The organism is Thermococcus thermotolerans (assembly GCF_024707485.1).
GTDB classification, from domain to species: domain Archaea; phylum Methanobacteriota_B; class Thermococci; order Thermococcales; family Thermococcaceae; genus Thermococcus; species Thermococcus thermotolerans.
On the sequence record NZ_CP102602.1, the window covers coordinates 521,898 to 535,782 of the forward strand.

The window sequence follows — 13,885 nt, forward strand, 5'->3', positions numbered from 1 at the left end:
CTCTTTGCAGTTGTATTGCAAAAGCCTCACTCTTCAATTACTAATCTTTCGAAGTCCCTCAAATCCCACACTAGCCAACCTTCAGCTTTCAACTCTTCTTTTCCTTCCACGCTCTTCGCCACGATTCCATAGTAGTACTCCCATTTTTCCAAACCCACAAGCTCCGCCTTTCTCTCCAAATCCTTCAAAATTCTCCTCGCCTCCCTCTCGCTCAGCTCCTTCCACTTCACCTCGACGAACAAAGCTTTTCTCTCCCTTTCATTCAGCGCCACTAAGTCAATCTTCTCGCCCTTACGCCACCATCTTCCAACCTTTGCTAAGCGGAAGGGGAGCTTTTCAGCTCTGTTCAACTCGATTAGAAACTGTTTGGCGACTTTTTCAAACACTGGGCCAAGGTAGCGGCTGTAATCCCTCTTAATCTCCTCAACGTCAAAGAGACCCTCCTCAATGGCTGAGAGGTTGGGGTAGATGAAACGGAACCAGAAAGCGAGGAAGTTGTCGGCCACGTAGTAGCGGCCCCTCTTTGAGTTCGGCTTTTCAGTTATTGGGACTTCCTTCATAACAAGCCCAGTCTCGATTAAGTTTCTGAGGTAGGGTGTTACGTCCGAGTGTCTCATGCCGATGAAGTCCCTTATCTCCTTTGGCGTCGTTTTGCTAAGGGATATCGCCTCAAGGATTCTCCGGTATGTTCTTGTCTCCGTAAACTCATACCTCAGCAGAAAATCAACCTCATCGCGGAAAAAGCTTACAGGGTTTTTCAGCTCTCTATCAAGCCACTCCCAGAAGGGCAACTTCACCTGCGTTATGTAGAACGGAATTCCATCGGTCATGCCGTAGATCTCTACGAGTTCATCCCAGGGGATACCGGGGAAGAACTCCCTTAGATGGAGAAATTTCAAGGGCTTGAGCTTCAATGAGCCTGTTCTCCTGCCATAGAGAGGACTCTTGTAGCTGAGAACCTTCTCGGTCATTATGCTCACTGAAGAGCCAAGGAGAATTAGCTTCGTGTTTGAATCCGAAAGGTCTGTGTCAATCGCCCTCTGGAAGATGCTCAGAACACCCGGCTTCTCCTTTATGAGGTTGGGAAATTCGTCAATGACGATGATCTTTCCCCTGAGAGCGTGTAGAAGTGCCTCCCAGTCTCTCCGGGCGTATCTAACCTCTGGAAAAACTCTTTTAGCAACTTCTTGGAAGTGCCTAAGGTTATCCCCTTCGACGGCCAGATAGTAGACGTGAGGAACATCTTTCACGGCTTCGATGACAAGACGAGTCTTTCCAACACGTCTCCTTCCGTAGATGACGATTAACTCAAAATTATCGCTTGAGAGCCTTTCCCTCAATGCTTTAAGCTCTTCTCTCCTGTCCACAAAATGATCCATATGATAATCACCATTATGATAATTGCGATTATCATTATTAAACCTTTTGATTGGTGGGTTCAAGAATCTTTTCCTCCCCGCCCGGCAGGACGAGGGGCCTCGACAGGTGCTTCCTCGCATCGGGCGGAACCTCGTAGATTTTCCTCTCCAGCTCGCGCGGGACTTCAACCGGAATGAGCTTCTTCGGCATCTTATGGCCACAGCGCTTGCACTTCAAATAATCCCCCTTGCTCTTCATCGTCCCTCCACAGCGGGGACACTTTGGCTTCTGGTATTCGATTTTCGGGACGAGCTTTACCGGGTAGAACTTCTCAAGGTTGAGCGTCAGAACGCCGTCGTGCTCCTTAACGCCTCCAGCGGCGATAATCTCGTCCCCTGGCAGGAGCTTCCTGACCCAGTTCCGGAACTTCTTCGTCGGCTCGAAGGCTGCCACCCTAATTTTCCCGGTCTCATCCTCCAGCTCGAAGAAGACGTGCCTTCCGCGCTCCCAGTAAGGCCCAGCCACTCTGCCCCTAACAACGGCGCTGTCGTAGAGCCTCAGCTCGCCGATTTTTTTGTATGTAAGGTGGTCGTCCGTGTTCTGGTTCGTCTTGTAGAGCTGGTAAAACGCCACCGGCTCTCCGAACTCGACCCTCTCGAAGGTCTGGATGACCCTTCCCCTGTCAATTCCCCTGATGCCAACCAGAACGGGGTCCTTGCCGTGGGGTGTTATGAGGACACTCCTCTTGTAGGGGTCAACGTTGTCGTAGGTGAAGGGATAGCTCCAGCGATCGGCCAGAAAGACGCTCTCGGAGTTTACCCTCCTCAGCGTCCCCCAGTTTTTGGGCTCCCGGTAGGCCAACAGCTCGTAGGTGAAGCTTTCGAGCGGGTAGCCAATTGAAGCGAGCGCGCCGATTATTCCCCTGCCGAGCTTGAACTTGAAGACCTCTGCCCCAACTTCCCTCGCGACCCTTTCTGCCTCCTCGATCGTAACGTGCTCCCTCAAAGCCCTCAACGAGAACTCACGGAGTTCTTCTGGAATATCACCTTCGAGGAAGACAACGCCGGGATTAGTATTTTCGTGGGTGAAATCTGCCAGCTGGTTCACGTAAAAGAGAACCGTGTTTTTGATTTCCAGAATAAACTCCTCCTCGACCTTGAAGATCATCGCGACCGCTCCGTTGCCGCGGGTTTTGTAGGGAATGTTTGGGTTGAGCCTAATCAAGCGGGGGAGGTCGATGGGCTCCGCTATCCGTGACAGCTCGCGGTAGAGGAGCGCGCCGAGGTAGGTCGTGCACATACCGTTGGGTGAGTCAGTGTCGTCGATTCCGATGTGAAGCCTCATCGTTGAGAGAAAAGGAGGGGGGTTTAAAAATCAACCGGAGACCTGTCAAGGTGGCCCGCTATTCCCTGAACCTCTCATAGCAGAGCACGTCAACGAAGCCCTCCCCCGGGACGTACTGGTGCTTCCTCCAGCGGCCTGCCAATCTGAAACCGTTCTTCTCCAGGACCCGTATGGAGGGCACGTTGGTTTCGAAGACGTGTGCGTAAACCTTCCGGAGGTTTAGCCATTCGAAGGCGTATTCAAGGGCGAGCTTTACCGCCTCGCTGGCGTAGCCGTGGCCCCAGTACTCCCGGGCTAAGAAGTAGCCGAGCTCTGCCCTGCCGTTGTGGTGGTCTATCTTGTGAAGCCCGATAAGTCCAACGGGGGAACGCGAGGAGTTTTCTATAATTGCAAAGACCTTTTCGTGCTTCTTCTCCCGTCTCAGAGCCTCGTACCATTCAAGCTCGTCCTCGTAGAAGAACACTTCCTCTGGATACGACAGATACCTTCTAACTTCCCTGTCGTTGTACCAGACCCAGACGTGCTTCAAATCCTCCCTGAGAAGCACGCCGAGGGAAACGAGGTTGCCCTTGAGGATTATCGGCCTCATGTAAACACCTTAACTTTATTAAGCCCTTTGCGTATTTAAAAATGATGGACAGGGAAAGGCTCATCAGAACGGTTGAGGCGATACTCAGGGGCACGGGATACAAAACGGCACGGATGGACTTCAAGGGCTCGTGCTTCGACATAGTTGCGAGCAGGTTACTTCTACTGCTCTTCGTCAAGGTGGCCACCAACATAGACACGGTTACAGAGGAGCAGGCTGAAGACCTGAAGCGCCTCTCCAAGTTCTTCAAGGCCTCGCCCCTGATAGTGGGGCTGAAGACGAAGAACGCCGAGCTGGAAGAGGGTGTCGTTTACGAGAGGTTCGGGGTATACGCGCTCAGACCCGAGACCCTCTACGATGTCCTCGTCGAGAACGAACTGCCGGCGATATTTGCCGAGCGCGGCGGCTTCTACGTAAGGATAAACGGTGCCCTACTGCGGAAGCTGAGGGAGAAGTACGGCTACTCCGTGAACGAGCTGGCCCAACTCCTGGGAGTTTCTCGCAAGAGCCTGATAAACTACGAGCGCGGCGAGCAGGCGGTCTCCCTTGAGGTCGCTATACGGCTTGAGGAACTGTTTGACGAGCCGCTTGCGGAGCCGATCGACATTCTCCACTCCACTGTGGAGGCGGACCTCAACGTTACCCCCGAAAGTCCGCTTGAGAGGGAGATATTTGAGCGCCTAAAGGGCCTCGGCCTCGGTGTTGTCAAGGTCAAGAAGGCACCGTTCAATGCAGTGTCAAAGGAGGATGAGTTTAACATCCTCACTGGCATAGACGAGAGAAAGACCCGCTCGACTGTGAAGAGGGCCGAGATGGTCACCGAGGTGAGCAAGATAATCAACAGCGACGGGGTTTTCATACTGGAGAAAGCGAGAACCGAGATTATTGGCGACGTCCCCCTAATCCCCAAGGAGCGACTTGAAGAGGTCAGGGACGCTGATGAACTCATAGAGATGATAGAGGAGCTCAAGAAGGAAATAAAGAAGCAGCTCTTCAGCTAAAGATGACTCTTCTCCAGACTTCCCTTACCTTTGGAACGTATTCCTTCGGCGCGGCTATAAGGACTGCCCAGCGTGGCGTCTGTCTCCTTTTGAGGGCGTTGGCAAGTGGGGTGACCTTGGTAAGCGGCTGAAGCTCCCCGTTGCCCAGAAGGACGTTTATTTCAGTCGCCTTGAGCCTCGGCTCGCTGAGCATGAGGTCGGCTATACTGAACTCAAGGATGACCTCTCCCTCCCTCGCACCGACCATCTCCGCGAGGGTTCTCTCTATCTCCTGTCTGCGCTTAACGTTTCTGTAGGCCGTCAGGAGCTCCCTCTTCTCCTCGGCGCTTAGTTCGTCGGCACCCGCCAGAACGGCGGCCTTGTAAAGCTCCCGGTACTTTACCCTCCTCACCATCTCCGCGGGAAGGCCCTCCAGGTCTTCAAGCTCGACAAGGACACGGCAGTCTATCATCCTCCAGAAGTCCCAGAGGTGGCCCTCCTCCAGGGCGAACTCCAGGGCTCTGGTCAGCATCCCCTCGGCTATCTTGACCGTATGGTGGAAGTAGACGCGGGAGTACATGAGCGACCTCGCCACCATCATGCCCTCGACCGCCTCAACACCTTTCTCATCGACCACGAGCTCACCGTCGTGGATCCTCAGAACCTTCATGAGCCTTTCGAGATCTATTATCCCGTGGGCGACCCCCGTGTAGTGGGCGTCCCTCACGAGGTAGTCGAGCTGGTCGACGTCGACGTCGCCGTGGAGCATCTGGCCGAGGTAGCGCTTCTCGTGCTTTCCGAGGATCAGGTCTGCGACGTCTCTGGGGGTGAAGTCGTACTCGTAGCTCTCTATTATCTCCGGGATCATTCCCCCGTTCTCGCTCTCGGTTATGTTTATCCGCCCGAGGATTATATCCTGGCCGAGGCGCATGTGGTCGCGCTCCTTCACGTAGTGCTTGTAGATGCTCTCGAAGGTATGACTGAAGGGCCCGTGGCCAATGTCGTGGAGTAAAGCCCCCACCTGAAGGAGCATGCTTTCGCTCTCCTCCAGGCCAACCTCCTGCGAGAGCCTCCTGGCGAGATGCCACGCTCCGAGGGAGTGCTCAAAGCGAGAGTGGTTAGCACCGGGATAGACGAGGTACGCCAAACCGAGCTGTCTTATGTTCCTGAGCCTCTGAAACTCGGGGGTCTTGACGAGGTCGAGGATGATACCGGTGAGCTTCATGCTGCCATGAACGCCGTCGTGAATGATCTTTCCATCCATTGACACCACCGCTGGAAGTTTGAGAAGAGCCTTATATAAATTTTCGGCATTGTGACAAAATTGGAAGGAAAAGAACGGCAGAATCAGAGATCCTTGCCGACGATGTATATCCTCTTGGTCTTTCCGAGCCTCTTCGGGAGGTCTGCCCTGAGCTTCTCAAGGGGAACCGCTTCGATAATCAGCTCGGCCTGCTTGGACTCCTCCACCTCGTAGCGAACCGGATTGTTGGCCTCGTAGATGAGCTCCCTGACCTCGTCCTCTATTCCGGCCGGCTTTTCACCGCTGTAGGCGACGCGGAGTATGGCCTTCGGCCTGGGGTTCTCAGGTGAGAGCGGGTGGTAGATTATCACAAAGTCGAGGAGGGCTGGATGGTCGTAGACTATCTCCATCACCTGGTCGATGTGGAGCTTGGCCCCCGCGAGTGTTACAACGTCCTTGATGCGGATTATGTTCCTGACCTCGCCGTTCTCGATCCTCGCGAGGTCGCCTATGTCGTAGTTGAAGAGGGGCAGACCGGTAAGCTCCCCTTCCCTCATGACCTTGGTTATGTAGATGCGCTTGTAGTCGTCGTAGCCGTCGCCGTTGTCCTTGAGGACGACTATAGACTCCTCGAAGTTGAACCTTGTAGCTTTCTTCCTCGTGATAACGCGGTAGCCGGTTATAGCGTCCTCAGTCGAGCCGAAGTTGTCTATTATCACGGCGTTCTCAAACAGCTCAAGGGTCGCCCTCGCGAGCTCGGGGGTAAGCGTCTCGCCGCCTACCACTATCGTCTGGATGTCCTTCTTTATGGACTCCGGGAGAACGAGACCGAGGTTGTAGGCAGTCGCCGTCAGGCAGAAGAGTGCTGTGGGCTTGATGTAGTTGAGCTCTTTGAGGAGCATTTCCCTGTCGAGCAGGTACTGGATGGGGACCTGATAGTATGCGGACTTTGCGTTGAGCGCTTCAAAGCTCCCGAATGCAAACATTCCGGATGAAGATGGTAGCGGTGGGAAAAACGAGGCGATTCTATCTCCTTTATCCATGTACTCCCTGATCCATGGTTCTACCTGCCGGGCTGTTCGGAAGCGGTCGTCCCGGGTGTAGGCTATTCTCTTGGGTTTCCCGGTTGTTCCGCTTGTCCGCATCACGGTATAGAATACCTGAGCCCTCTGGATGTAATCGGGCCACACCCTGCCAATATCGTAGAGATCATGGGGCGTTATCGTCACCTTATCAGTAAGGGCAGCAAGGTCATCGAGGGTTATCCCATCGGGATCGATTCCGGAGAACTTCTCCTGCCAGAATTCGGTCGTTTCCAAGCTCTTGCTGAGGGTGTACCTGAAATCCTCGACCCCCTTTTTGTCAGTTCTTCCAACAATCAAGGTCACGGATGCTCACCGAACTAGTAAATCGAGCTAATAATATATAATTGTTGGGGTTTGTCCAACCATCCTTGGATGGATTTCAATAGGAAAGGTTTTTATACCGTCCCAGTTAAATTAACCCCATGAACTATGGGGAAGTGTTGGATAAACTCTATGATGACCCTCTGAGCGTTGACCGCGCTGATTTAGTGGAGTACCTCAGGGAGGTCTTCGAATTTCACCTGCGGACGACCCCTTACTGGAGGAGGATTTCTGAGAAACTGAGGCCTGACCTCGATGAAATCTTTCAAGGCGGACTTGAGGAGGTTTTCGAGAAGATTTTCAATTCTGGATTGATCGTGGACGAGGACTACCTCAGGCACAACTGGCTGGAATTCGTACCTGAGGGGTATCCTGGCAGGATAAGGTTTTACCAGTCCTCCGGAACGACCCGGGAGCGGGCCATCGGGCACTGGGATCGGGAGTATCTCCTAGCAAGCCACCGGTATCTGAGGAAAGCCCTCGACGAGATCTACGGTCTGGACGAGCTTTACAACGATGCCCACCAGATGAGGGCAATAGCCCACGGCCCGTACGGATGGTTCCAGGAGGAAATAAGCGAGCTCGTATGGAGCTACGGAGGTGTTCTGTACTTTATAGGTATGGAAACGGACGGTCTGAAAAAAGTTTATGAAAATCAGGGACTGGAAGCGGTTTTGAAGATACTGAATCCACTCGTGAGATATACCACCCGCATCATGGAGAAGGACAGGATAAACACGGTACGCTCTGCACCCCCGCTCATGGCGCTTTTCGAACCCTACAGCGAGAACATTGAGACGGCAATAATAAGTGGTGTTGGTATAAATCAGTCCTTCTTTGAGATGCTCCGTGAAAAGTTTGAAGGCACAAAGCTTATACCTCTTTATGGGTATTATCTATTTGGGGATCTGGTGGGTATGCACATGGAGGGGGAGTTCTGGTACTATCCCAACTACCCGTTCACAATTATATTCCCCATGAAGCACGGGGACGGGGGATACCGGATAGTCAGGCGTCACGAACGCGGACGGGTTGCAATAATAATAGCCAGACCCGAAGTTTTAGTCGTTAAGTTCGAGGATGAAACGGCATTTAGAACACCCCCCCACGGACCATTTAAATGGGATGGGTTCGGAGACCCCGAAAGGAAAGTGGGGTGAACTGTGTTGGACGGTATTCAGGCAATCGTGTTTGCTGAGGCGTTGATGGTTCTGATAGCTGACTTGGTGGCGGCAGGCTGGATATTCCGTATATATCTCCATAACAGACGGAGATCTGCCCTGGCCTTTTCTCTTGCATGGGTGTTTGACTTTCTAGCGATCCTCTCGACGGTTCTCACGAACCCGACGTTTCAGATGGTGGGCATGCTCCTTCTTCCGACGTTCTCTGCTCTCATCTTTTATGGAGCGGTGAAGTTCCTTGAAGAAGAGTCGATAACCGTCAGGTACAGAACTCTCTCAATGCTTGCGGTGATGCCGGTTGCCTTTATGATATATATGATTGGAGTATACATTTACACCGGGGATGCAGTCTGGTCAGTAACCAGCGCCGCTACCCTTGGCATAACAGGGGTATTCGTAATCGCCGGGGGGCTTTTACTCAGGGAAACCGTGGAAATTTACAAAAGTGCCATCAGATACCTCTATATCAGCATCATACTGTTTGGAGTTCACCTAATCCCGGCGGCACTTTTCGGCAACACCGATTGGTACAAAGCTATAGGATTCACGCTGTCCACGGCCCTCATAATATTCATGGTAGTGGCGATGGTGAAACTAACCTCCTCGGAGTTCTTTATGCCAAAAGAGAGCAGGGCCGCACAGCCTATTGACCTCAAGCCGGGCGTCATGGTAGTTAACGGGAGGGAGTACCTGAAACTCAAGGAGAAACTTAAAGACAGGCCAGTTCTGGCCTTCGTCAGGGACGTCACACAGGTTCCTGAGGGGTGGCAGTACTACTTCGTAACAACCATACCGTTCCAGGGAAGGTTCAAGAACACCATAAATCCGACAAACCTTGCAAGGATGACCGAACTCTCGTACAAGTATCTGGAAGAGTCCGCCCGGATGGGGGAGCAGGGGGTCATTATAATCGACTGCCTCGAGTACTTGACAGTCTACAACTCCTGGGAGAGCCTCATGAAGTTCCTTTCAAAGCTCAGGGACTTTGTTATAGTCAACAAGGGCACCCTGATACTCGTTATTGAGAAGGAAAGCCTTGAAAACAGGCTGTATGCCCAGCTCAGGAAGCTCATGGAGTGAGGACAGCTTTATATACCTCCTCTTTTCTACCATATACTGCCCCTGCGCGAGGACCCCGGGGAGAATGAACCGGGGGGCGATGCGGGGGCTACAGCTCGGCCTCAGCGAGGTCCCCACGGGAGGACCTTCCGCGTTACGGAGCACGATGACCGTGGGAAACCCAGGCCGAGCACAGCTGAGGCCCGCCTGGGTTAACCCGCCCGAGATCGCCGTGAGGCACCGATGGGGGCGGGGGTTACGGGCGGGCCATAGCCAGATTTTGTCAAAACTTCGACAGCCGTGCAGTCAATATGCCGAAAAGATTTATTAAGAACATGGACAAGATTCACACGAGTGGTACCATGATAATCGCAGGAAGAAACAAGTGGGTGATACTCCTCAAGTATTATCCCCCATGGCAGGGCTATCCCCCGAGGAAAAGAAAGAAAAGGAAGACCACGGAAGTCATTGAGGTACTTGAGATGCTCGCAGACCCCGCAGACTTGAGGATATTCCTGAAGACGTCCGCGCCATTCTGAAGTTCGTCCATCTTGAGTCTTTTCTCCAGGAGGCATAGCTCAGTAGAGCACGACTTCCACTGTTTCTCCTTCCAGATGTCCTTCACTATCCTCCGGAATGACTATATAGCCGTTGCTCTCCACGAGGGCGCTTATTATACCGCTCCCCTTCTTTCTGATCGGTCTCGCCTTACCGCTCTCGTACCAGACCTTCACGAACTCGTGTCTCCCGAGCTGGCTTGGAACGCGCTCGGTGAGCCTTGCCAAAACCTTCACCTCGTAGTTTCTAGCCCCCACCAGCTTCGCCAGGGCGTGTTTGACGTAAAGGTGGAACTGGGCGAAGACAGCCGCAGGGTAGCCGCTCATTATGAAGACCCTTTCGCCGTAACCAACTGGCCTTCCGGGCTTTATCGTCGTTCCGTGGAAGAGGAGCTTGACAAAGCGGTGGGCAAAATCCCGGTCGCCGAAGGCCGAACCGCCGGTGACGAGAACGAGGTCGCATTCTTCCTTTGCCTTCCCTATCACCGATTTGATAGCCTCTTCCTTATCGGGGACGACCCCGTAAAAAACCGGTTGCCCAAAGTACTGCCGCCCCAGCCCCATGAGCATAATCGAGTTGCTCTCCATAATCTTTCCTGCCTTCAGCGCCTCCTCATCGAACTCCTCGATTAACTCGTCGCCCGTGACGATTATTCCGACGCGGGGTTTCCTCTTGACCTTAACGGTTTTGAAGCCCACGCTCTTCAGTAGGGCCAGATCCTGCGGCCTTAGAACCTGTCCCTTCCGCAGGATTATCTCCCCCTTCCTTACGTCCTCACCGGCGAAGGCCACGTTTTGTCCGGGAGCAACAGGTCGAAGGACCCTTAGGACGTCCCCATCTCGCTCCGCCATCTCCTGCATGAGGACGGCGTTTGCCCCCTCAGGCATCTTTGAGCCGGTCATGAGCTTTACCGCCGTTCCGGGTTCCACCTTGGCTTTACTCTCCTCGCCGGCTACTATCTCGTCTATAACCCTAAGCTCGACCGGACTGTATTCCCTCGCAGGGAATGTGTCCTCGGCGCGGAGGGCATAGCCGTCCACAGCGGAACGGTCGAAGGGAGGGCTGTCTATGGGAGAAACGATGTCCTCGGCCAGAACCCTGCCGAGGGCCTCGGAGAGGGGAACCTCCTCCACGTCGAGGATCTCCCCGAGGTCGTCCAGCATCATGCGAAAGGCGTCCCTGTACGGTGTCAGCCTCTTGAACTCCCTCACGTCACTCCCTCCCGTGCTTGAGGACGTGGCCAGCCTCGTTCAGAATTATCCTGACCCCAGTTTTCGCCGCGCCCAAACTTCCAGGCAGGCAAAAGATTGCCATCGCCCTTCCGGAGCTCCTGATTATTCCCGCGGTTGCCCTCGTCATGACCGCGGCTGTGCCTATCTCCTCGTAGCTCAGAAGCCTGAAGATTTCTCCGAAGCCCGTCAGCTCCTTATCGAGCAACGGCCTGATGCTTTCTATCGTAACGTCCCTGCTCGCTATTCCCGTTCCACCCGAGGTAACGACAACTTCAGCTCCCCTTTCAAAGGCCTCGACAACGGCGCCAACTATCGCCATCTTCTCGTCGGGGACAACGGCATAGTAAACCTTCTCATGTCCGGCATTCTTTAGCTCCTCGATGAGAAACTTTCCGCTCTTATCCTCCTTCTCCCCCCTGCTGGCCGTGTCACTCACCGTTATGACCGCGAACTTGAACTTCCTTGGGGCCTTCTTCTTGTGTTCTTCCGCTCCCATACCATCACCCGATTAAGCTCGTCCCCGAACTTAATAACCTTTCAGCAAACGGAAGCGTTTAACGGCGCAAGCGTTATATCCCCACCCGCGGATGTGCATACATGAAGTTTGAGCACTTTATACGACACTTCAACGAGCCGATGCTGGCCCTCAGCAACGCGCCCCACCGTGGGGGCCTGGCAAAGGCGAACGGCTTCTTCTTCATGATGGTCCCCAAGGACTACTCTGGAAACTACAGGCGGGACTGTGCGAGATTTGAGGAGGAGCATGGAATCAAAAACTTTGTCGGCTTCATGACCGCCGCTGACATCAAAAAGGTGCTCGCGGTTTCAAGGCGCGGAAGCGTTACTGCCTACGTCACCGCTGGAATCACGAATCCGGCAATAGCCGGTGAAGAGCCACCACCGTGGAAACCCGGAACCATAAACATCGCCCTTGTAATCGAGGAGGGCCTCACCGTCGGTGCGATGGCCAACGCGATAATGACGGCAACGGAGGCAAAGGCATACACTCTCCTCAGCCTCGGTTACAACGCGACGGGAACGACGAGCGACGGCATTGGAGTTTTCGCCTTTGATGGAGAAACGGAGTGGGCGGGAACGGCGACGGAGCTGGGAATAAACATCGGGAAAGCGGTAAGGGAAGCCCTCTCAGAAAGCCTGAGGAAGTGGGAGAGGACGAGAAGTGTTAAATAGTTTCAACCCTTATTAAAGCCGGTGAGAGAATGGAAGACGTGGAGGCTCAGGTTGAAAGGCTCTTCCTTGATGCACAGAATCTCCTGTTGAAGCTCCGGCTGAGGGAACTTCGGAAGGGCAAGGTTACCCTTGAGGAACTAATTCGACTTGCGGAAGAGGAGACGGAGTACACGGAAGAAGTGGAGGACATAACCGAGATGATACGGGAGATGAGGGAGAGGGACTATGACTACTGACCTCGTCCTCGACACGAGTGTCTTCGTGAAGGGCTTTGTCCCACCAAAGCGCAAGAAAAGAGACGAAGTTTACTACTCCCGGCTTGCACTTCACAGAAAAGCAAAGTCCATTCTCGATGAAGTAGCCATGGGTAGAATACTGTTGCACGAACCAGTTGTTATGCTTGTGGAAACAGCTTCTGTTGTCTCACGCCTCTCCAGCAATCCTGCCCTTTCCAGGCTTGCAGTTAGTTTTATTACCGAACATTCCCTGCTGTACTCGGACGTTTATCTCCTTGAAACCGCCATTGACCTTGGAATCATCACAAAAGCGAGTGGCTTTGATGTTCTCTTCCTGGCATGTGCAAAAAGAGCAGACGCCAAACTGATAACCGACGACAGAAAGATGTACGAAAAGGCGGTAAAAGCCGGGATAAAAGCTGAACTGCTCAGGGAGACGACTTCATCTCCATAAGCCTTCCGTAAAGCTCCTCGACCTTTTTGCTCACTTCCTCCGGCGAGAAGCCGGCCTTAACGGCAAGCCACGTTGCGCCCCCAGCTCCAACGCCCTCCTTGACGTAGCCCCTCTCATAGTCTTTAAGGCCCTTGAACTCGCTCTCCGAGAAGTCCAGATCCGCTGCGTACGTCACTACCCCGATTTCCCTCGCCGTTTCGAGGAAGGTCGCGCTCCTGTCGTTTACGACCCACTTTGTTGTGGCGATCATGAACCTATCAAGGCTCTCGCCAAGGGCCTTTAGGAGGGCTGAAAGGGCTAACATCTGCGTTCCTCCAGCCAGGGCGACGTTCTTCCTGAAGCCGAGGGAGATGCCTATCACCGTCGCCAGCATCGGGTCGCCGAACTGTCTGAGGGCCTCAAAAGGGTTGTCCTTCAGCTGACCCTTCTCGATTCCGGCCCTCTTGAAGGCCTCGCTGATTACCTTCTCCTTCAGGCTTTGAGGGTTCTCCGGCGAGGTCGAGCTCGTCTTGGCATCATAACCCAAAGCCCAGAGGACGGCCTGGGCAGTGGTCGTTCCACCCGGTGTTGACTCGCCGATGACGAGCTCCTTTATCGGAGTTTTGTTCAGCTCCTCGCCGAGAAGCTTGGCGCGCTTTATTATCTCCCCGAACTCAGGAAGGGCAGGTTCTTTCCGGAAATCCCTACCAACCGCGTCGCTGATGTGGACGTGAGGGACAAGGGGGGCGAGATAAGTTCCCCCACGAACGACTAGAACCGGGAAGTTCGCAAGCTCCTTCGCCGCTTTGGTGATTATAGCCGGCGTCGGGTGACCCTCGGGCGTCACCGGAATGACGTCAATGGTTAGGGGCTTCTCGTGGAAGAGGTACTCAGCATCGGCCACCGGGGTGAGTCTGGTAAGTTCAGGCGTTGCCCCTGCAACGCTTATTCCCGGGACTGTACTTATCTCTGTGTTCCCCAGAACCAGCAGGAAGAGGCTCTCCATTTCAACCACCGCTGGACTTTTTATCCAAGGGTTTATATGCCCTTCGGCCAACTTCGAACGGTGGGAGA

Annotated in this window: 15 protein-coding genes; 7 read left to right on the forward strand and 8 right to left on the reverse strand. The window is 53.8% G+C overall.

The window, feature by feature from the left end; all coding sequences use genetic code 11:
* Window positions 1-26: 26 nt before the first annotated feature.
* From NUS69_RS03025 to NUS69_RS03035, 3 genes are read right to left on the reverse strand one after another with little or no spacing between them, the layout of a single operon-like run.
* Window positions 27-1,379, reverse strand: a complete 1,353-nt coding sequence (locus tag NUS69_RS03025; protein ID WP_258084373.1) for an ATP-binding protein — start codon at window positions 1,377-1,379, stop codon at window positions 27-29.
* A gap of 37 nt (window positions 1,380-1,416) precedes the next feature.
* Window positions 1,417-2,703, reverse strand: coding sequence for a tRNA(Ile2) 2-agmatinylcytidine synthetase TiaS (tiaS, locus tag NUS69_RS03030; protein ID WP_258084374.1), 1,287 nt, complete (start codon window positions 2,701-2,703; stop codon window positions 1,417-1,419).
* A 58-nt stretch (window positions 2,704-2,761) separates the two neighbouring features.
* Window positions 2,762-3,292, reverse strand: coding sequence for a GNAT family N-acetyltransferase (locus NUS69_RS03035; protein WP_258084375.1), 531 nt, complete (start codon window positions 3,290-3,292; stop codon window positions 2,762-2,764).
* Window positions 3,293-3,336: 44 nt separating this feature from the next.
* Here NUS69_RS03035 and NUS69_RS03040 point away from each other — a divergent pair, with 44 nt between their 5' ends.
* A complete protein-coding gene (locus NUS69_RS03040) occupies window positions 3,337-4,293 on the forward strand; it encodes a transcriptional regulator (RefSeq protein ID WP_258084903.1) in 957 nt (318 codons plus the stop codon).
* Here NUS69_RS03040 and NUS69_RS03045 read toward each other — a convergent pair.
* The gene (locus NUS69_RS03045) at window positions 4,286-5,536 is read right to left on the reverse strand and encodes an HD domain-containing protein (RefSeq protein ID WP_258084904.1); all 1,251 of its coding nucleotides are present in this window, start codon (window positions 5,534-5,536) and stop codon (window positions 4,286-4,288) included. The genes NUS69_RS03040 and NUS69_RS03045 overlap by 8 nt on opposite strands.
* Window positions 5,537-5,619: 83 nt before the next feature.
* Window positions 5,620-6,903: a phenylacetate--CoA ligase family protein gene (locus NUS69_RS03050; RefSeq protein WP_258084376.1), complete on the reverse strand. Its 1,284-nt coding sequence runs from the start codon at window positions 6,901-6,903 to the stop codon at window positions 5,620-5,622.
* A gap of 119 nt (window positions 6,904-7,022) precedes the next feature.
* Between NUS69_RS03050 and NUS69_RS03055 the strand changes: the two genes are divergently transcribed.
* The 3 genes from NUS69_RS03055 to NUS69_RS03065 all read left to right on the forward strand — a co-directional run bounded on the left by NUS69_RS03055 (window position 7,023) and on the right by NUS69_RS03065 (window position 9,700).
* A complete protein-coding gene (locus tag NUS69_RS03055; protein ID WP_258084377.1) occupies window positions 7,023-8,081 on the forward strand; it encodes a hypothetical protein in 1,059 nt (352 codons plus the stop codon).
* 3 nt (window positions 8,082-8,084) lie between these two features.
* Entirely contained in the window at window positions 8,085-9,182 is a 1,098-nt protein-coding gene (locus NUS69_RS03060; RefSeq protein ID WP_258084378.1) for a DUF835 domain-containing protein, read from the forward strand.
* A gap of 314 nt (window positions 9,183-9,496) precedes the next feature.
* Window positions 9,497-9,700, forward strand: a complete 204-nt coding sequence (locus tag NUS69_RS03065; RefSeq protein ID WP_258084379.1) for a hypothetical protein — start codon at window positions 9,497-9,499, stop codon at window positions 9,698-9,700.
* A gap of 39 nt (window positions 9,701-9,739) precedes the next feature.
* Here NUS69_RS03065 and NUS69_RS03070 read toward each other — a convergent pair whose 3' ends face one another.
* Both NUS69_RS03070 and NUS69_RS03075 read right to left on the reverse strand, forming a co-directional pair.
* Window positions 9,740-10,930: a molybdopterin molybdotransferase MoeA gene (locus tag NUS69_RS03070; protein ID WP_258084380.1), complete on the reverse strand. Its 1,191-nt coding sequence runs from the start codon at window positions 10,928-10,930 to the stop codon at window positions 9,740-9,742.
* 1 nt (window position 10,931) lies between these two features.
* Window positions 10,932-11,447 carry a MogA/MoaB family molybdenum cofactor biosynthesis protein gene (locus NUS69_RS03075; RefSeq protein ID WP_258084381.1) on the reverse strand — a complete coding sequence of 172 codons (516 nt, stop codon included), beginning with the start codon at window positions 11,445-11,447 and terminating at the stop codon, window positions 10,932-10,934.
* Between the two features lie 101 nt (window positions 11,448-11,548).
* On the opposite strand from NUS69_RS03075, the gene NUS69_RS03080 reads away from it, so the two are divergent.
* The 3 genes from NUS69_RS03080 to NUS69_RS03090 are packed head-to-tail and all read left to right on the forward strand — an operon-like array spanning window position 11,549 to window position 12,832.
* Window positions 11,549-12,142: an adenosylcobinamide amidohydrolase gene (locus NUS69_RS03080; RefSeq protein WP_258084382.1), complete on the forward strand. Its 594-nt coding sequence runs from the start codon at window positions 11,549-11,551 to the stop codon at window positions 12,140-12,142.
* Between the two features lie 29 nt (window positions 12,143-12,171).
* Window positions 12,172-12,378, forward strand: coding sequence for a hypothetical protein (locus tag NUS69_RS03085; RefSeq protein WP_139680868.1), 207 nt, complete (start codon window positions 12,172-12,174; stop codon window positions 12,376-12,378).
* Window positions 12,368-12,832 carry a type II toxin-antitoxin system VapC family toxin gene (locus tag NUS69_RS03090; protein WP_258084383.1) on the forward strand — a complete coding sequence of 155 codons (465 nt, stop codon included), beginning with the start codon at window positions 12,368-12,370 and terminating at the stop codon, window positions 12,830-12,832. The genes NUS69_RS03085 and NUS69_RS03090 overlap by 11 nt, the downstream gene beginning before the upstream one ends.
* Here NUS69_RS03090 and cobT read toward each other — a convergent pair.
* On the reverse strand, window positions 12,807-13,817 hold the full coding sequence (cobT, locus tag NUS69_RS03095) for a nicotinate mononucleotide-dependent phosphoribosyltransferase CobT (RefSeq protein WP_258084905.1): 1,011 nt from the start codon (window positions 13,815-13,817) through the stop codon (window positions 12,807-12,809). The two genes, NUS69_RS03090 and cobT, sit on opposite strands and share 26 nt — an antisense overlap.
* Window positions 13,818-13,885: the final 68 nt, after the last annotated feature.

Bases quoted from the DNA above. Each gene is read 5' to 3' on its own strand.
- NUS69_RS03045 (WP_258084904.1), bottom strand. From the start codon at position 5,536: ATGGATGGAAAGATCATTCACGACGGCGTTCATGGCAGCATGAAGCTC.
- NUS69_RS03040 (WP_258084903.1), top strand. From the start codon at position 3,337: ATGGACAGGGAAAGGCTCATCAGAACGGTTGAGGCGATACTCAGGGGC.
- NUS69_RS03055 (WP_258084377.1), top strand. From the start codon at position 7,023: ATGAACTATGGGGAAGTGTTGGATAAACTCTATGATGACCCTCTGAGC.
- NUS69_RS03090 (WP_258084383.1), top strand. From the start codon at position 12,368: ATGACTACTGACCTCGTCCTCGACACGAGTGTCTTCGTGAAGGGCTTT.
- NUS69_RS03065 (WP_258084379.1), top strand. From the start codon at position 9,497: ATGGACAAGATTCACACGAGTGGTACCATGATAATCGCAGGAAGAAAC.
- NUS69_RS03080 (WP_258084382.1), top strand. From the start codon at position 11,549: ATGAAGTTTGAGCACTTTATACGACACTTCAACGAGCCGATGCTGGCC.
- NUS69_RS03025 (WP_258084373.1), bottom strand. From the start codon at position 1,379: ATGGATCATTTTGTGGACAGGAGAGAAGAGCTTAAAGCATTGAGGGAA.
- NUS69_RS03075 (WP_258084381.1), bottom strand. From the start codon at position 11,447: ATGGGAGCGGAAGAACACAAGAAGAAGGCCCCAAGGAAGTTCAAGTTC.
- NUS69_RS03035 (WP_258084375.1), bottom strand. From the start codon at position 3,292: ATGAGGCCGATAATCCTCAAGGGCAACCTCGTTTCCCTCGGCGTGCTT.
- cobT (WP_258084905.1), bottom strand. From the start codon at position 13,817: ATGGAGAGCCTCTTCCTGCTGGTTCTGGGGAACACAGAGATAAGTACA.
- NUS69_RS03085 (WP_139680868.1), top strand. From the start codon at position 12,172: ATGGAAGACGTGGAGGCTCAGGTTGAAAGGCTCTTCCTTGATGCACAG.
- tiaS (WP_258084374.1), bottom strand. From the start codon at position 2,703: ATGAGGCTTCACATCGGAATCGACGACACTGACTCACCCAACGGTATG.